Origin of the sequence: Neobacillus sp. NPDC058068 (assembly GCF_042885335.1) — a bacterium.
GTDB lineage: Bacteria > Bacillota > Bacilli > Bacillales > Cytobacillaceae > Neobacillus.
This window is the reverse complement of sequence record NZ_JBHVSI010000013.1, coordinates 107,237-124,999: the sequence shown is the minus strand read 5'-3', so window position 1 is coordinate 124,999 and position 17,763 is coordinate 107,237. Positions and strand designations below refer to the sequence as shown.

Below are 17,763 nucleotides of genomic sequence, written 5' to 3'. Positions count from 1 at the left end.
AAACTTGTTTTTCATACTCTATATAACTATTACCTCGGGAGGTGTCCTTTATTGAAGAAGGCATTTCGAACCCTGTTTGTTTTGTTATTCTTTTGGTTTTTGCTTGCTTTGTACTTTACAAACCGTGTTATGTATATGAAAAAGAAGGATGAGGAATTGATTTTAAAGCGGGAAAAGGAAGCTGGCTGGTATAATCCCGATGAGTTTGAATCCCTTCCAAAGCGAGAGGTTGATATTCCTTCCCCATTTGGTTATACAATTAAAGCTGTTCTTGTGGAGCCGCACGATTCCAACCGCTACATCATTATTTCACACGGGGTGACGGAAACGAAAATTAATTCAATTAAATACGCGAACCTTTTCTTAGAACGCGGATTCAATGCCCTGATCTATGATCATCGACGGCACGGGGAATCAGGCGGAAAAACGACCAGCTTCGGTCACTATGAAAAATTCGATTTAAAGACGGTTGTTGACTGGCTAAAAAAAGAAAAAGGACCTGAACTTGAACTGGGGATTCATGGCGAATCGATGGGGGCGGCCACGATGCTGCTATACGCCGGGCTGCTTGAAGACGGGGCAGATTTTTATATTGCGGATTGCCCGTTTTCTGATTTTAAGGAACAGCTTGCTTATTTAATTAAAAAGGACTTCAAGCTCATCCCTGGTCTGTTACTTCCAATTGGCGATGCTCTCTTGCGCTTACGTGATAAATATTCGATTCGAAATGTCTCGCCGATTTCGGTCATTGAAAATATCAAACATCCTGTTCTGTTCATTCACAGTCAAAAGGATGATTTTATTCTCCCATCGATGACAAAAGACTTATTTGAGCAAAAAAAAGGCCCTAAAATGCTCTATCTTGCAGCTAACGGGCGGCACGCTCAGTCTTTTAACGAAAACAGGGCTGATTATGAACGGGTTATTGATGAATTTTTGCAAAAATATGTTGATCATGCTTTGCCTAGTTAAAAAACAGACTGTCCGATTAGGATCAGTCTGTTTTTTCTTTTATTATGAGGCTCATGTGTCCATTTAAGATTTGCTGCGGACTTTTTAATTGAAAGCAATTTGTGGTTTGCGAAAAATCAATTTTCATTTGCTCATCGAAAAAGACCATTTTTGATTTTTCAAGATAAACCGTTTTGTCATTTGTTTCAATCGCGATTTCATCCTCTTCTACTTCCGGAACAAACCACAAGGCTACTACCCCGTTTACGGCACAGCCGCAGCCGTCTGTATCATATTTTAGTTTTAGGTAACCTTCTTGGCCTTTGGTTCGCTCATTTATTTTTTTAGCTGCCGCTTCTGTAATGGTAATTTCCATGTTTAAAACTCCCCTCTTCTAGCATATGATGATTGTATCACAGTTTTTTGGGGCAGCTTATTTTTTTACTCGCAGTCTTTTGTTTACATTTCCCTGTCTTACCGGTTATTACAAATATTTTTAAGAGGGGTGCTAGTTATGTCAAAGGTTCAAATCAAAGTAAATGATAACGGTTCATTAAGAATTTCAGGTGATGTGGAGCTACTAGATGGCGAGGGGAATGTCTATACAACAAAACCTTCCTTTTCCCTCTGCCGCTGCGGAAGGTCTAATAATAAACCGTTTTGCGACGGCTCGCATAAAGGGAATTTTGAATCCCAGGTTCGGGTTCCAAAAGAGGTTTAATTACGGTTGAGCGGCTTTCCGATTTGGAGCCGCTCTTTTTATACATCTGTTAGCCGAATGTCGGCAATCGCATTAATCGGAATCCGATGCACTTCTGCAAAGCGGTCGACGACATGAAGCCTTTGCGTCAGTTCATTCCAGTAATGAATTTTTCCAATCACGATTTCATAGTTCCGGTTCCGATAATGGGTAATCGTGACGAACTGATCAAATTCAATCGCTTCAGATAAGGTTTCGTTCATGAGCTCTAACTGCTGTTCATCCATTTCCTTTTTCTGTTCGTAGCCATCTTCTTTTACCCAATCCCTGAGCAATTTCACATGCTCAGGAAGCATCATTGACGTCCATTTGATTCTGCCGCGGTCGCGAATCATACGCCTCTACCTCCCTTTGTCCAGCTCCAGCGCCTATGGGCTCGGGTCATAAGCCAATCCGTCAAGAAGGCTAAAAAGCAGCCTTCTCGCCGGCCCGTCTAGACTCACGCCCCTGGGCAAGGCGCTTCCGCTTTTCTTACTACCTTTTATGTCCGCCAACAAGTGTTGCCCGGTGCTTAGCCGTTCCTGCAGCCGTATAAGATACAGCGCGCAGCAGGGAACCTGAGCCGAAGCGCCTGCGGACAGAGTCAACCACATAGCCAAGCTCCCTCCTCTTATAGGCACCCATATCAAACAGATCGAGCTGAAGCTCGTGGTCGTCGACAATATTACTGATGGCAATCGAAATCTGCCGTACTGTCTTTCCCGTATAATGTTCATGAAACAATTCAAGGCAGACGCGGTAAAGCTCCATTGTCACATTTGTTGGCTGCTGGATTGACCTGGAGCGATGAAAACCGCCGCCAAATTCATCTTGGCTGTAGCCGACCCCGAGACTAATCGTTCTCCCTGCCTTTCGATGTGTCCGTGCTCTTCGGGCGACTTCTTCACACATTTCTAAAATAACCGCCTTAATTTCTTCCTCCTCTTTATAATCCCTTAACAGAATTTGACTTTTCCCAAAGCTGATTTGCCCTTGGATGATTGGTGCCCCCAAATCGGAGAGGTCCACGCCCCAGGCATGATGATAAAGCTGGTTTCCCATGATGCCGAATTTTTTCTCCAGCTTTTCTAAATCATAGCGGGCCAGCTGGCCAACCGTGAAAATACCCATCCCGTTTAAGGTTTTTTCGACACGCCTGCCAATCCCCCACATTTCCCGAAGCGGTGATACGTTCCAAAGCTTCGTCTGCACATCTGCATACGTCCATTCCTCCACTCCTTTTTTCTTTGCATCGAGGTCAAGGCAAAGCTTCGAAAGTAACATATTTGGACCAATTCCAACCGCGCACGGAAGCTGAAATTCCCGCTCAATATCATCCTTAATTTTTCGAGCAATCGTATGGGCATCCCCCCACAAATGAATCGCGCCATCCACTTTAATAAAGCTTTCGTCGACGCTATAGACATGAATAGCTTCTTTTGGAACAAAGCGGTTAAACACACGAGAAATTTCGGTTGCAATCCGCAAATACGTTGCCATTTTCGGCTCGACAACTTGAATCCTTGGGTCATTGGGAATCTCAAATAGCCGCGAACCGGTTTTGATGCCAAATTCTTTTTTTAGCCGCGGTGAAGCGGCAAGCACAACGCTTCCCTGCCGCTCTTTGTTACCAGCCACTGCTAAATAGCAATTCAAAGGGTCGAGGCCTTCCATGACAGCGGAACAGCTTGCATAAAAGCTCTTCATATCCACACATAAAATTTTGTTTTTCGGTAACATATTGTAATCGACCATGACTTTTCACCCACAAGGTTTAAATATCGAACATTAGTTCTTTATTATTATATACATATCTTAAGCGAATATTCGTTCGTATTCAATAGGAATTTATTGACATCTTTCCGATATGCAGGTTGGGTTGAAAAAACGGTATAATGATTGGTGAGGTGTATATCTGTGGAAAAAAAACTAGTCGTTAAAATGATTAAGAATTGTTTTAAACAGTACTACGAGGCAGAATCGATGCCGATCGGCGATAAAGATTTAGAGGAACTGACAAAGCGAATTTTTCAAATAAAAGAGGACGAACCTGCCGCGGATTTATATGAGGTAGTGAATGATATAGTGTATGAGTTTTTGGCAAATTAACCTGATCATAAGGCGTAACGCAGCGGGGCAGGCACCAAATTACAAAAAGCTGCCGTGGCAAGGCAGCTTTCCATTTATTTAGAATTAAGCATTCGTTTCCCTATCCGCTCAAACAGCCGTGGAAACAGAACGTAAACAACGCTCCCCATGTTCATCCAGCGCGGCAAATTAATTTCCCGCGTTTTCGTCAGCATGCTGCCTGTGACCTTACGTGCGACAAATTCAGGCTGGAGCATGTACCGCTGCACATTTTTTACATAAGTGCCTTGTTCATCAGCAATGGTAAAAAAATTAGTGGCAATTGGCCCTGGGTTCACAGATGTCACTTGCACATTGAAATCAGCAAGTTCCATCCGCAGCGAATTTGTATAACCAAGTACGGCATGCTTCGTGGCGGAATAAACACTCGATTTCGGCGTAGCAATTTTCCCTGCCTGGGAAGCAATATTAATAATATGACCAAAGCGCCGTGCCCGCATCTTAGGCAAGACCATACTTGTACATGCCATCAAACCAACCACATTCACTTCAAACATCCCTTTGATTTCGTCGATTGAAGCTTCATGGGCTTCACGGAATACCCCAAAGCCGGCATTATTCACCAGGATATCAATGTCCCCGATAGAATCAAAAATCCGCTGAAAAACTGCCTCAACCTGATTGGTATCTGACACATCGAGCTGGAAAACAACCACATTGACCTGATACTTTTGCTGCAAGTCGGACTGAAGCTGCTCCAGCTTGTCGATGCTCCGTGCCAGCAAAACAAGATTAGCTCCGCTTGCCGCACATAGCTTGGCAATTTCCGCACCAATTCCACCGGATGCACCGGTAATCACAATATTTTTAGCTTTTAAACGGTCCATAACCATATGAATCCCCCATCTAAGTCGGCCCCGTTCTCCTTAATGTCTAGCATAATAAAGCACGGGCTGACTATCCTTACTACTAATTTCCCCGATAGAGGCTAAATAGTCAAGCTGCGCCACTGTTTCTGATATCGTTAACAACGGTTCTCGTTGATAGACAGACGGAAATAGGCGTTTGCAAATCTCAAAAACGGTGAGTTGCTCTTCTTTCAGCCAATTATTGACCTTCATTGCCCGTTCATGCTGGTGCAAGAGCCTTTGTTCTATCAGCTCTTTTAACTGAAAAACCTCCTTGCCATGTCCTGTATAGACGAACTGAATCGGGTACGACAACAGCTTCTTCATCGAATCATTATGCTGCAGCTGCGGCTTCGGTCTTTCTTGTTCACCAGGTGCCGGCGGCTCAAGTAATGGATTGGGTGAAATATGGGCTAAGATTAAGTCTCCGCCAATCAAAATTCCATCCTTCTCGCGGAAAAGAGCAATTTGACTTTGGGCGTGGCCCGGTGTTTCAAGTACCTGCCACTCACTTAACCCAGGTGGGTTCATCCCCTCAACAAGATGTCCTGTCAACGATCGGTTACAGGAATACTTCAGAGTGTTTCGTAACTTAAAAAGGAACGTGAAATATTCCATAGGCAGGCCAAACTCCTGAAAACGCTCTTTGAAAAAAGCTTCTTGTTCTTGGAAGAAGGCTTCCGTGGGATGGATCCATCGTTCATTTAGCGGATGACCATACACCTCCAATGAGTCTGGGAAAAAATCAAGCATCCCGGCATGGTCAGGGTGATGGTGAGTAAGGATCACTTGCTCGATATCGTTAGGGCTTAAATCTAATTCAGCCATCTGCTCGGTAAGTGCATTCCAGGACTCTTCCGTTTTCACCCCTGTGTCCACAAGCGTTAACCGCTCTCCTTTAACTAAATAGGCGTTTACATCTCCAACAGGAAAAGGTGTCGGTAAGGTAATCTTAGCAATTCCATCTTTCCATTCTGCCATTCAAAAAACTCCTAACATTATTGTTGTATAAAGAATACCTGTGAACAATTTTTGACAATAACTATATAAATTAAAGTGTAGCGATTTTTTCACCAATTGTCATTATTCCTGCATAACTTTTCAGAAAAAATGAAAAACTCATACTATTTATCACTTGACAGACAAGCTGTTTTTCAAGCATAATCACAATTAAAATTTAATTCGTTAAAGCGATGAATAAGACTAGTAAATGAGAAATGGCGAAAGAGAGTGAAGTTCGACGGCTGAAAGACTTCACCGCCCTCTTAATCATTGAACCTACCTTAGGAGCACTTAGGAAAACCTAACGGAATCCCACGTTATCGGGAGTCGAGTGAACCCAGATTATTTTCTTAAAATCAGGGTAAATGAAGGTGGTACCGCGGAAGCTAGACCTTTTCGTCCTTTATGGATGAAGGGTCTTTTTGTATTTAAAAAGGAGGATTTTTCATGAAAAAGATAGCGATTGTTGGTGCAGGTAAGATGGCGGAAGCATTCATTTCAGGGATTCTGGAAAATGGTTTAATTGACCGAAACAAGATTTGGGTAACAAATCATTCGAATGAAAAAAGGTTAGCGAGTCTTCAAGAACATTATGGCATTCGCTGCACCTACGATTTAAATACGCTTTTTGAAGGTGCAGATATTGTCATGTTAGCAATGAAGCCAAAGGATGCGGATTCTGCCATCGAAATGATTCGTGAGCACCTGACTGAGCAAATGCTAGTCATTTCCGTTTTAGCAGGTGTTTCCATGAATACCATCGAAACATTAGCAAGAAAATCGCTATCGATTGCAAGGGCGATGCCTAATACCTCTGCTGCGGTTGGAAAATCGGCGACTGCCATTGCCGTAAATAGCCGTATCACCAATAATCAGTTGGAAACAACGGAGCAGCTCTTTGGAACCGTAGGATTGGCAAGATTTGTAGAGGAAGGACAGCTTGATGCCGTAACAGGACTATCCGGGAGCGGACCTGCCTATATTTATTATCTCATCGAAGCAATGGAAAATAGTGCAGTCGAGATTGGTCTAGAAAAGGAAATGGCGAAGGAACTCATTGTACAGACACTTATTGGAGCAGCGGAAATGGTGAGAAACTCCTCCAAATCATCTGAGCAATTACGTCTAGATGTAACAAGTCCAGGCGGAACCACTGAGGCCGGCATTCGGGTGCTGGAGGAACATGGGGTGCAGCAAGCATTCATTTCTTGTATCCAAGCAGCCACGGCCCAATCAAAAAAGATGGGAAGCACCTTAGAAGCGCAGCTCAAGGTTGGAAAGTCCTCTTAAAAGGTGGTATGTTTGCCTCCCTTTACCTTAAACTAAACATAAGCGATTTAATTAAAGGTAAAAAGGGCTGGGAAAATGGAAATCATTCTAATTGTTTTATTCATATTGGGCATTCTTGTTTGGCTCGTTTTTCTTTTAGATGCACTAATTGGGTTACGGCATTTAGACGCTCTTGAAAAAGAGCCAGAACTCGAAACGGGACCGTTATTATCGGTAATCGTGGCAGCGCGAAATGAAGAAAACCAAATCAATGCAAGTGTCCATAGTCAGTTGAAGCAAACCTATAGAAATGTCGAATGGATCCTCGTCAATGACCGTTCCACCGATGACACCGGGAATATAATGGACGCATTGCGGGAAGAAGACCAACGGATAAAAGTACTTCATATCGATGAATTGCCTGAAGGCTGGCTTGGTAAAAATCACGCCTTGTATAAGGGATCTCTTCAAGCTTCAGGAAAATGGCTATTATTCACAGATGCAGATGTTAAATATGAAAAGGAAGCATTTGCAAAGGCGCTGCATTATTTTGAAAGGCATCGACTTGACCATTTAACGGCGGCTCCCAATTTAAATGCAAATCGCTTCTGGCTGAAATCGTTCGTCGCTTTTTTCCTATTTGGATTTTCTTATTTTAAACGTCCGTGGATGGCAAACAATCCAAAATCGAAGATTGGAACTGGGATTGGAGCATTCAATCTTGTTTTTAAGGAGGCTTATGAATCCTTTGGGACGCATGAAAAAATCAAAATGAGACCAGACGATGACTTGCAGCTGGGAATGAAAATGAAAAAGGCAGGCTACCGTCAACGAATTGTTACTGCGCTCCAATTAATTGAGGTTGAATGGTACGGGAGTTTGAAAGAGGCATTTGTTGGGCTTGAAAAAAATACATTCGCTGGATTAAACTATCGAATTAGCATGGTATTTTTTTCAATTTTCGGGGTGTTTGTCACGAATGTCCTCCCGTTTCTCACCATTTTTTGGGGAAACAAAACGATTGTCCTTCTAAGCATAGGGAATATTGTGACTAGCGGAATTCTTTACGTTATCATCATTAAAAGAATGACGCTTTTCTCCCCTGCCTTGTTTCTTGTTTTACCAATTACAGCATTACTATTTATTTACTCGATTATCAGGGCATGCTATCTCACCTTTAAGCGCGGAGGAATTGTGTGGAGAGGCACGAAATACTCGTTAAGTGAGCTTAGAGAAAAAGAATAAAAAAAGTGGATTGATTCATAGAAATCAGATCCACTTACTTATTTTGAACCTCGCCATTACTTCCTTTTAATAATAACTTCATAACAAGTTGTACAGCGATTGCGTCATCTAAATAGCCAATTGGAAAAATGTAATCAGGAATGACATCTACTGGTAAAATGAAATAGAGTAGTCCAGCACCTATTAAAGCAAGTTCACGCGGTGTACCCTTTCTTAAGCGAAATCTTTCAAACATATCCTTTAAGTTGCTTATAAATGGACCAATGCTGCCAACTTTCTGAAGCTTATCCTCAAAGCTGTTAAGGATCGTTTCTTTCCCCTCTTCTGTTTGTGTATATTGTTCGTAATGAGCTAATTGCTGTTCAACACTAGCTATAGAAAACTTTTTATCATATAGGTTTGAGGATTCGAGCAAATTTTGAATACTGTCAACAGACATATGAATATCTGAATGCTGCCTTTCCTGCTGCTGTTCAATGGGATAACCTGCAGCAATGAATAAATCAGTAATCGGGACTCCTAGACATTCAGCAAATTTTTGCAAATATTCAGGACTAGCCTTTCGCTTACCGTTTATGATTTTTGATATTGTAGCTGTATCAATTTCACTGAGTTCGCTAAGTTTCCGCATCGATAATGAGCGTTCCTTCAATAATTCCATTAACATCAAACCAAGATTATTTTTTTTACTGCCTTCAGACATATTCAGCGCTCCTTTCCTTAAAATTATTACAGTTACTAAATTGGAAATAAATACAATCCTCCAAAAAAACCCTTATATAATAAGAATAATACCCTCGTGTTGATAATTATTCAACACCTCATTGAAATATTACCAATTTTTTTATTATTATTTTAGAATTCGTTGCCAAAATAGACACAGTTATTGTGGATTCTAATATAATATAAAAAACTGTCAAGGAGTGTTTATGATGAGTTTTATGAAATGGGATTTATTACTATGAATAAAGATACGAAACGCGGAATCATTTTTGCAGCGAGTCATACGTTCTTTTTTCTAAATATAGCATTGTATTTTACAATGATTCATTGAATTCGGAATCGACATAACCTATCTTTGAATGAACCTTACAATGCCCTTACTTATCAAACGTGGAGCTCTCCTAAAAAGCTGGGAGGGCTTTTATACTATCAAATTTTTAAATAGGGAATCCAAAAGAAAAAGGACATTTGTTCATTATCCTAATTCAGGTTAATGAACAAATGTCCTTTTTGATTTTTACTTATTATTACCTTTTAGCATACTAGCTTTCTTTTTGTCGTATTATATAGAAGGGCCTGCGAGTTTGTTCGTCAGATTATCAATGCTCACCAAGACAACCTTTCTTCAAACATCACAGCCCTATTTGACCAAACTCCTAATCTAGAAGAATGCGGTAAATGCTATTACTAAAATGAGCACGCCACTAATAATTGTTCCAAATTGACCGACAGTAAATGAACCAATCCGAACATCGGCTAATTTAGCTCCTAAATTCACACCTGCCCAAACACTAACGATACTGCCAACTGCAGCTGTTAAAGAAATAGCAAGCGGTGAAAGCCCGAGTAAACCAGCACCTAGTCCATTCGTAAGCGCATTCGCGGATAATGCAATGCCGAGAATGATCGCTTCCCCCCAACCAATTTCTCCAGACTTATCGGTATCGGCTATCTCTGGATTTCTTAGAATACCTTTAATACTATTGGGCTGCCCTTCCTCATTTTTCACTTTTGAAGCATCTCTTTTACGCGGCTTCGCCAATAGAATGATTCGAATACCGATAATAAATAATAAGACTGCTCCGAAGATCACAGGGAGTATTCCGGGAAGAATCTTGGATAGCCAAAGTCCAAACGAAATTCCCGCCATACTCATGAGAAAGCAAATGATCCCAATCAAAATATTCGGGCCTAACCGAATGTGTATCTTTCGAATACCATAAGAAATTCCTACCCCTAAATTATCTATACTTGATGAAACAGCAAAAGCTAAAATGATTAACCAAGCCAATGTCAACACTCCTTATTTTTTTTACATTGTATTGATTTCTTTGACAAATAGTGCATGTCCACTTCAAATATGTTGATAAACCGTCAACACAAAATGTAAACCCATAAAGGAGCGAGTGTGATGTCAACTAAAAGAGGCGAGGATCAAAACCTTGGACAATTAATAAAGACATTGTTAAGAGAACGTTCGCTTTCCATGCGAAAGCTTAGTACACTCACAGGTATTGATACAGCGACGATTTCACGAATAGCAAATAATAAACAACAAGCAAAGCCCTCACATCTGCAGCTGATTGCTAATCATTTGGGCGTTCCAGTAGCAAGATTACTACAGGCTGCCGGGTATAATATCGATGTAAATGAACAAAACACTCCATCTGATATTTTTGATTCCATCGAGACAATACAAGAAATTCTTATCTCTTCCAATCTATTAGATGGACAATTCAACATGGAGCAAATATATCAGGAATTGGCCAAGTATGAACAATTTGCCCTCACAAAAGAAGGAGAGCAGAAGATATTGGAGGAGTTTGAGACAAAAGTGGAACAAGTTAGGGGGGCAGGACCTTTTATTATTGAATTAAAAAAAATGTACAAGAGTTTCTGTGAAGAAAATAATTCGGCAGAAAAGCGCACAATCCTCGGCAGTGTACTTTTATACTTTATTTTATCAACAGATATTATCCCTGATTACGTGTTTCCGTTTGGATATTTGGACGATTGCTTAGCTGTTCAAATTGGTTTGGAACGACTTGCAAAATTGGATGGCAACAATAATTAGAGAAGCCTGATCGCCGATGCATTCACACCTGCCCCAAACTGTACCAATTACTCTTGCATGATGAGTTGAATGAGATTTGATAACATTGCAAAGTGTTGAGTTTTTGTCAATTTTATTTTTATATACAAACACTTTTTTCAACACCAATTCATAACATACATCAAAAGTAGTCAGGACAGAGTGGAAAGGAAGTGAAAATAAATGTTTTATTGCATCGCTTGTTCTCAACTGCACAAGCAAAAACTTGTGGACAGCAGGGTATTTAAGAATGGCTTTTATATAGATCCTTTTAGGGGACAAAAAATTCCTTTAGGTATATGTGAAGTTAACAAAAACCTTGAATGGTATTGGGACGATTTTAAAATTAGCTGAAAACCATAACGAGATTAGCCTGCCCCCTTTGCATTCACAGTGAGGGGTCAGGCTATTTTTCTCTCTAACAGGTGATAATTTTTTCAAAACCCTGGAGCGTTTGCTATACTTTGAATGGGTTAATATTCGAACAGGAGGACTAGTTAATGACAGCAAAATTATTTTCTCCCTATACCATTAAGGGAGTTACGCTTAAGAACAGAATTGTAATGGCACCGATGTGCATGTATTCCAGCCCCAATGAGGATGGGCATGTACAAAACTGGCACCACACTCACTACACATCTAGAGCAGTTGGTCAGGTCGGTCTCATTATTGTCGAAGCAACAGCTGTAACACCCCAGGGGCGGATTTCACCTCAGGATTTAGGCATCTGGAATGATGAGCATGTTAAAGGCTTCCAGGAGCTTGTCGGTTTAATGAAGGAGCATGGAGCTAAAACAGGGATTCAACTCGCCCATGCCGGCCGGAAAGCTGTATTAGAAGGCGACATTATCGCCCCTTCTGCAATCGCCTTTAATGAAAAAATGAAAACCCCTAAGGAAATGACAACGGCAGATATTGCAGAAACGGTTGAAGCGTTTAAAAAAGGTGCTGAACGGGCCGCAAGAGCTGGTTTTGATGTAATAGAGATTCATGGTGCCCACGGATATTTAATTAACGAATTCCTCTCACCTCTTTCCAATAAAAGAAGCGATGAATACGGCGGGTCCGCTGAAAACCGTTACCGTTTACTTCGCGAAGTGATTGATGCCGTCCAAACCGTTTGGATTGGACCATTATTTGTAAGGGTTTCAGCTCATGATTATCATGAAGAGGGATTAACCGCAGAAGATTACATAACATTTGCCCAGTGGATGAAAGAGCAGGGTGTCGATTTAATTGATGTAAGCTCAGGTGCTGTAATCCCAGCACATATTCACGTCTATCCGGGTTATCAAGTTAAATATTCAGAGACGATTAAGAATGGCGCTGAGATTTCAACAGGTGCAGTAGGTTTGATTACTTCAGCGATTCAGGCTGAGGAAATTTTACAAAATGAGAGAGCGGATTTAGTCTTTTTAGCCCGTGAATTATTGCGCGACCCATACTGGCCGCGAACAGCTGCCAAAGAGCTTGGTGTAAGCATCGAAGCACCAAAACAATACGAGCGCGGCTGGATTTAAAATGATAAAAACGAAAGCACTCGCCAAGTTGTGAGTGCTTTCGTTTTTATTTACTTTAGTGGAATATTTATCTCTTTAAAATCCTCCGCTATCTCCGTGTTCGGAAATACTTCCTGTGCCTCATCGACCAATTCACGCCAAGCGTTTCGGTCGTAACGTGAACTTATATGGGTTAAGCACAACTTCTTACTGCCGGCTTGTAATGCAATGTCTGCCGCCTGATGGGTTGTCGAATGGAAATAATCATGGGCAAGCTTTTCCTCCCCTTTTGAAAAGGTGGCTTCATGAATCAATAGATCAGCATCTTGCGCCAACAATAGCGCATTCTCGCAATACCGAGTATCCCCAAGAATCGCCACGACTCGACCCTTTTGATCAGGTCCAACAAACTCACCTGGCTCAAGCACCCGGCCATCCTCAAGTGTAACCGTTTCCCCATTTTTTATGTTGCGAAAAATCGGTCCCGGCTGAACCCCTGCCTCCATTAGCTTATCCGCAAGCAATGTACCCGGTCTGTCCTTTTCGACTATCCGATAGCCGTAAGAAGGAATGCCATGTTCAAGTAAGCGGACTTCAACCGCAAACTGCTCATCTTCAAAAATGACACCCTCGTCAATTTCAATAACCGTCAACGGATATTTTAAATAAGTCTGGCTCAAGGAAAGACTAACATGAATATATTCTTTAATCCCTTTCGGACCATAAACAGTAACCTCTGATTCCCCGCCTTGAAACGAACGGCTCGATAACAATCCAGGCAGTCCATAAATATGATCGCCGTGTAAGTGGGTAATAAAAACCTTTTCAATCCGCCGCGGTTTTATCGATGTATGTAATATTTGATGCTGGGTGGCTTCACCGGCATCAAACAGCCAAACAGCACCCCGCTCCTCAAGTAATTTGAAGGCTATGGACGTCACATTGCGCAGCTTTGCCGGCATGCCTGCACCCGTTCCTAAGAAAAATATCTCCACAATTCAAAACTCCTCTCTCTGCCGTTCCTTTTTCCAATATCGATAATATAGCACAAACTTCTTTCGATTTCTCCTTATCCTTATTAATTTGTTACATGCAAATCAATATATTTGCGAAACCTAATCAAAACCGCTAAATTTAAGATGGATAAAGCACAAAACTACATAAGCAACCAGGCTTTAGAAAAGAGGTTTCAAACGTGGAGCAAAATATGACTTCATTAATTATGATTTTTGGGGCAACTGGTGATTTAGCAAAACGCAAGCTGTTCCCTTCCCTTTATCGCTTATTTTCACGGAATAAATTAACTAAATTTGCCGTGATTGGTGTTGCAAGAAGGACCCTTTCTAATGATGAATTCCAACAATCTGTGAAAGACTCCGTTTTGTCCGCCTTAGGGAATAAGGATAATCTTGATGAATTTGTCTCCCATTTTTACTATCAATCACATGATGTGGCGGATTCAAACTCATATGTTTCATTAAGAAAATTTGCCGATGAAATTGATACAAATTACGACCTTGACGGCAACCGGATCTTTTATCTGGCGATGGCACCGGAATTTTTCGGTCCAATTGCCCTTCATCTCAAATCAGATGGGCTGACAGATGTAAAAGGCTATAAACGTCTTGTCATTGAAAAGCCGTTCGGCCATGATTTACCATCTGCCAAAGAATTAAACACGCAAATTAGAACGGCATTTTCCGAGGAAGAAGTTTATCGGATCGATCACTATTTAGGAAAAGAAATGGTTCGAAACATTGAGGTCATCCGTTTTGCCAATGCTATTTTTGAACCGCTTTGGAATAACCGCTATATCTCCAATATCCAAATTACCTCAAGTGAAACACTGGGTGTTGAAGAACGTGGACGCTATTACGAAACGAGCGGGGCATTACGGGATATGCTGCAAAACCATATGATGCAAATGGTCGCATTGCTGGCAATGGAGCCGCCAATTAACCTGACAACGGATGAAATCCGTTCAGAAAAGGTTAGAGTATTTAGAGCGCTTCGAACGGTCGAAGGTGATGAGGTGAATGACTATTTTGTTCGAGGCCAGTATGGTGAGGGAACAATTGAAGACAAACAGGTGCCGAAATACCGTGATGAAACAATGGTGGACAAAGAATCGAATACCGAAACCTTTGTGGCGGGAAAAGTAATGATTGATAATTTCCGCTGGGCCGGTGTTCCTTTTTATATCCGTACCGGAAAAAGAATGACTGCAAAATCGACGAAAATTGTTGTTCAATTTAAAGATATCCCGATGAATTTATATTATCAAACCGAAAAAATGCTAAACCCGAACCTTCTTGTCATCCATATTCAACCGGAGGAAGGGATTACCTTGCATCTTAATGCGAAGAAGGCGGGTGGTCACTTGGATGCACAAGAGGTGAAACTAAGCTTCGCTAATACGGGCGTTCATGCGATGAACACCCCAGAAGGCTATGAAAAACTTCTTTACGATTGCATGCGCGGTGATGCCACCAATTTCACTCATTGGGATGAAGTGGCCTATTCTTGGGCATTTGTCGATAAAATCTCGGCTGTATGGGAAAAAACAAAAGCAGCATTTCCAAATTATGAATCAGGATCAATGGGTCCTAAGGAAGCGGATGAATTGTTAGAAAAAGACGGCAGCTTCTGGTGGCCTGTGACAAATTTAGAAGTAGATATTTGTAAATGATGTCCAAAAAGCTCCACTTTGTTTAGTCGGCAAAGTGGAGCTTTTTAGTCTTCTTCATTCTTTTTATTAGGGAAGCTGCGCAGAAAATCCTTGTTAAAACTTGTCCCTGTTCCTACATTATGTGAGGCGTCAACTTGATGAGATCCTGCCTTCTCAATAATATTTTTCCCGTACTTTTCACGCAGACTCGAAAGGGTTTTAAGCAGCGGCTCTTTTTTCGCATCCTTTTCATAAGAAAACAAATCTAATTGTTTATACGCATGATCATGGTCGACTAAATCATTGCCGGTAATCCCCAATAACCGAATGGACTCCCCATTCCAAGATTTTAGGAATAGCTGTTTAGCAAATGAAGAAATATCTTCTTTATGATGAATAGGATTCGGAAGTTTCTTGCTTCTCGTAATCGTCTTCCGATCTTTATAGCGGATTGTAATGGCCAATGCAGATGCCAGGACATTCTTCCGCTTCAACCTCACCGAAACCGTTTCTGCCAATGAATCCAGCACCTGAAAAAGCTCTTGCTGATTGCTCACATCCCTCGGCAGCGTGGTGGAGTTGCCAATACTCTTAAATTCCTCAATTGACTCCGGGTCAACTGGTCGTGTATCGATTCCATTTGCTCGCTCTTTTATTCGAATTCCGTTAATTCCAAGAAGGGATTTAAGCTGAATTTCATTCCCTTTTGCTAAATCGCCTATCGTTTGAATGCCAATCGTTGTCAGCTTTTCTGCTGTCTTTTTGCCAACCCCATGCATTTCGTTCGTGTTCAAAGGCCATAGCACTTTCGGGATATCACGCTTACGAAGGACGGTAATCCCCATTGGCTTTTTCATATCAGAGGCCATTTTCGCTAAAAATTTATTTGGAGCGATGCCAATACTACAAGGCAAATCGAGCTGTTCCATGACCCTTTTTTGGATACTTTCAGCGATTTCAATCGGACTGCCAAATTCGAAGCTTTCGGAAATATCCATGTAACCCTCGTCAATTGAAACCGGCTCAACAAGGGTAGTATATTGCCGCAAAATTTCAAACATGCCCATTGAAGCGGCACGGTACCGTTCAAAATTGGGCTTCCTCACAATTAACTGCGGGCAAAGCTTCTTTGCTTCCCACAGCGGCATCGTAGTTTTGACACCATATTTCCTCGCTTCATAACTGCAGGTGACAATAATTCCTCTCCTCTCCTCCACGTTTCCCGCGATGGCTAACGGTTTTCCCTTCAGTGTCGGGTCATAGGCCATTTCAACCGAGGCATAAAAACTATTCATATCCACGTGTAAAATCACTCGTCCGTTCTTCGGATACATTTCCTTCAAGCGAACACACATCCTTCAAACATTTATTCCCCTTAAGTATAGCAAAAAGGAGAACCAATGGCTCTCCTTCGTAAAATAATAGCAATTATTGATTTGTTACTTCGTCGATAATCGCGAGTGTCATTTCCCCAAGCTTGTATAACTCTTCAAGCGGCATACGCTCGTTTGTGGTGTGGATTTCTTCATAGCCAACAGCTAGGTTCACAGTTGGGATGTTGAAGCCATTAAATACGTTAGCATCACTGCCGCCGCCGCTATGCTGCAACTCACAGCCGCGGCCGATTTTGCCTGCCGCTTTGCGGGCAATTTCAACGACTTGATCGCCTTCCCCGAATTTAAAGCCAGGATACATAATTTCAACTTCCACTTCGGCACGGCCGCCCATTTCTGCAGCAACCGTTTCAAATGCTTCTTTCATTTTCCCAACCTGTGCTTCCATTTTTTCAGTAATAAGTGAACGCGCTTCTGCTAAAATATCAACACGGTCGCACACGATATTGGTGGCTTGCCCGCCTTCGAAGCGGCCAATATTTGCCGTTGTTTCGTGATCGATTCTTCCAAGCGGCATTCTCGCAATCGATTTTGCTGCAATCGTAATCGCGGACACACCCTTTTCTGGTGCCACACCAGCATGCGCGGTTTTTCCATAAATAACGGCCTTAACTTTTGCTTGCGTTGGCGCAGCGACTACTACGTTCCCAACCAAGCCATCGCTATCAAGCGCATAGCCATACTTCGCTTTCAATAATGATGGATCCATCGCTTTCGCACCAAGCAGACCGGATTCTTCGCCTACTGAAATCACAAATTGAATCAAACCATGCGGAAGATTGTTTTCTTTTAAAAGGCGGATGGTTTCAAGCATAACGGCAATACCAGTCTTATCATCGGCACCTAAGATCGTTGTGCCATCGGTCACCACATAGCCATCTTTGATCGACGGTTTAACACCTTTAGCAGGTGTAACGGTATCCATATGGCAGGAAAAATAAATCGGGTCGACTCCTTCTTTTGTCGCAGGCAGTGTGCAAACTAAGTTCCCTGCTCCATGACCCGTCACAGCCATTGTATCGTCTTCAAAAACATCGAGACCTAAATCAGTAAATTTTTGCTTTAATACTTTCGCAATCTCAGCCTCGTATTTCGTTTCTGAGTCAATTTGTACAAGTTCTAAAAATTCATTCAACAGACGTTCTTGATTCACCATTCTATTGACCCCTCCATGTTATGTACTCA

At 41.7% G+C, this 17,763-nt stretch carries 19 protein-coding genes; 9 read left to right on the top strand and 10 right to left on the bottom strand.

Going from position 1 to position 17,763, the window contains the following annotated elements; all coding sequences use genetic code 11:
• The first annotated feature begins 51 nt into the window (after window positions 1–51).
• A complete protein-coding gene (locus tag ACFVSW_RS16540) occupies window positions 52–972 on the top strand; it encodes an alpha/beta hydrolase (protein WP_387317756.1) in 921 nt (306 codons plus the stop codon).
• A gap of 22 nt (window positions 973–994) precedes the next feature.
• On the opposite strand, the gene ACFVSW_RS16535 is transcribed toward ACFVSW_RS16540, so the two are convergent.
• Window positions 995–1,327, bottom strand: coding sequence for an iron-sulfur cluster biosynthesis family protein (locus tag ACFVSW_RS16535; RefSeq protein WP_387317755.1), 333 nt, complete (start codon window positions 1,325–1,327; stop codon window positions 995–997).
• 138 nt (window positions 1,328–1,465) lie between these two features.
• Here ACFVSW_RS16535 and ACFVSW_RS16530 point away from each other — a divergent pair, with 138 nt between their 5' ends.
• Window positions 1,466–1,672 carry a CDGSH iron-sulfur domain-containing protein gene (locus ACFVSW_RS16530; RefSeq protein ID WP_387317754.1) on the top strand — a complete coding sequence of 69 codons (207 nt, stop codon included), beginning with the start codon at window positions 1,466–1,468 and terminating at the stop codon, window positions 1,670–1,672.
• 38 nt (window positions 1,673–1,710) lie between these two features.
• Here ACFVSW_RS16530 and ACFVSW_RS16525 read toward each other — a convergent pair whose 3' ends face one another.
• Complete coding sequence (locus ACFVSW_RS16525; protein ID WP_387317753.1) at window positions 1,711–2,046, bottom strand: YolD-like family protein; 336 nt, start codon at window positions 2,044–2,046, stop codon at window positions 1,711–1,713.
• A 139-nt stretch (window positions 2,047–2,185) separates the two neighbouring features.
• A complete protein-coding gene (locus ACFVSW_RS16520) occupies window positions 2,186–3,445 on the bottom strand; it encodes a Y-family DNA polymerase (protein WP_387317752.1) in 1,260 nt (419 codons plus the stop codon).
• A 162-nt stretch (window positions 3,446–3,607) separates the two neighbouring features.
• On the opposite strand from ACFVSW_RS16520, the gene ACFVSW_RS16515 reads away from it, so the two are divergent.
• A complete protein-coding gene (locus tag ACFVSW_RS16515) occupies window positions 3,608–3,799 on the top strand; it encodes a YqzH family protein (protein ID WP_387317751.1) in 192 nt (63 codons plus the stop codon).
• Between the two features lie 74 nt (window positions 3,800–3,873).
• Here ACFVSW_RS16515 and ACFVSW_RS16510 read toward each other — a convergent pair whose 3' ends face one another.
• The gene (locus tag ACFVSW_RS16510; RefSeq protein ID WP_387317750.1) at window positions 3,874–4,671 is read right to left on the bottom strand and encodes an SDR family NAD(P)-dependent oxidoreductase; all 798 of its coding nucleotides are present in this window, start codon (window positions 4,669–4,671) and stop codon (window positions 3,874–3,876) included.
• Window positions 4,672–4,704: 33 nt separating this feature from the next.
• Window positions 4,705–5,667 carry an MBL fold metallo-hydrolase gene (locus ACFVSW_RS16505; RefSeq protein ID WP_387317749.1) on the bottom strand — a complete coding sequence of 321 codons (963 nt, stop codon included), beginning with the start codon at window positions 5,665–5,667 and terminating at the stop codon, window positions 4,705–4,707.
• Window positions 5,668–6,135: 468 nt separating this feature from the next.
• On the opposite strand from ACFVSW_RS16505, the gene proC reads away from it, so the two are divergent.
• Together proC and ACFVSW_RS16495 are read left to right on the top strand one after the other, a co-directional pair.
• On the top strand, window positions 6,136–6,978 hold the full coding sequence (gene proC, locus ACFVSW_RS16500; protein WP_387317748.1) for a pyrroline-5-carboxylate reductase: 843 nt from the start codon (window positions 6,136–6,138) through the stop codon (window positions 6,976–6,978).
• Between the two features lie 75 nt (window positions 6,979–7,053).
• Entirely contained in the window at window positions 7,054–8,202 is a 1,149-nt protein-coding gene (locus ACFVSW_RS16495) for a glycosyltransferase family 2 protein (protein WP_387317747.1), read from the top strand.
• Between the two features lie 34 nt (window positions 8,203–8,236).
• Here the strand turns inward: ACFVSW_RS16495 and ACFVSW_RS16490 are convergent, their stop codons facing one another.
• Together ACFVSW_RS16490 and ytaF are read right to left on the bottom strand one after the other, a co-directional pair.
• Entirely contained in the window at window positions 8,237–8,905 is a 669-nt protein-coding gene (locus ACFVSW_RS16490) for a helix-turn-helix domain-containing protein (RefSeq protein ID WP_387317746.1), read from the bottom strand.
• A gap of 681 nt (window positions 8,906–9,586) precedes the next feature.
• Window positions 9,587–10,216, bottom strand: coding sequence for a sporulation membrane protein YtaF (ytaF, locus tag ACFVSW_RS16485; RefSeq protein WP_387317745.1), 630 nt, complete (start codon window positions 10,214–10,216; stop codon window positions 9,587–9,589).
• A 120-nt stretch (window positions 10,217–10,336) separates the two neighbouring features.
• Here ytaF and ACFVSW_RS16480 point away from each other — a divergent pair, with 120 nt between their 5' ends.
• From ACFVSW_RS16480 to namA, 3 genes are all read left to right on the top strand, one after another.
• Complete coding sequence (locus ACFVSW_RS16480) at window positions 10,337–10,999, top strand: DUF1232 domain-containing protein (protein ID WP_387317744.1); 663 nt, start codon at window positions 10,337–10,339, stop codon at window positions 10,997–10,999.
• Between the two features lie 201 nt (window positions 11,000–11,200).
• A complete protein-coding gene (locus tag ACFVSW_RS16475) occupies window positions 11,201–11,371 on the top strand; it encodes a DUF3973 domain-containing protein (RefSeq protein WP_387317743.1) in 171 nt (56 codons plus the stop codon).
• A 146-nt stretch (window positions 11,372–11,517) separates the two neighbouring features.
• Window positions 11,518–12,537 carry an NADPH dehydrogenase NamA gene (namA, locus tag ACFVSW_RS16470; protein WP_387317742.1) on the top strand — a complete coding sequence of 340 codons (1,020 nt, stop codon included), beginning with the start codon at window positions 11,518–11,520 and terminating at the stop codon, window positions 12,535–12,537.
• Window positions 12,538–12,587: 50 nt separating this feature from the next.
• Here the strand turns inward: namA and rnz are convergent, their stop codons facing one another.
• Entirely contained in the window at window positions 12,588–13,511 is a 924-nt protein-coding gene (rnz, locus tag ACFVSW_RS16465; protein ID WP_387317741.1) for a ribonuclease Z, read from the bottom strand.
• Between the two features lie 227 nt (window positions 13,512–13,738).
• On the opposite strand from rnz, the gene zwf reads away from it, so the two are divergent.
• The gene (gene zwf, locus ACFVSW_RS16460) at window positions 13,739–15,205 is read left to right on the top strand and encodes a glucose-6-phosphate dehydrogenase (protein ID WP_387317817.1); all 1,467 of its coding nucleotides are present in this window, start codon (window positions 13,739–13,741) and stop codon (window positions 15,203–15,205) included.
• A gap of 44 nt (window positions 15,206–15,249) precedes the next feature.
• On the opposite strand, the gene ACFVSW_RS16455 is transcribed toward zwf, so the two are convergent.
• Together ACFVSW_RS16455 and ACFVSW_RS16450 are read right to left on the bottom strand one after the other, a co-directional pair.
• A complete protein-coding gene (locus ACFVSW_RS16455) occupies window positions 15,250–16,527 on the bottom strand; it encodes a DNA polymerase IV (RefSeq protein WP_387317740.1) in 1,278 nt (425 codons plus the stop codon).
• Between the two features lie 85 nt (window positions 16,528–16,612).
• A complete protein-coding gene (locus ACFVSW_RS16450; RefSeq protein ID WP_387317739.1) occupies window positions 16,613–17,734 on the bottom strand; it encodes a tripeptidase T in 1,122 nt (373 codons plus the stop codon).
• Window positions 17,735–17,763 lie beyond the last annotated feature (29 nt).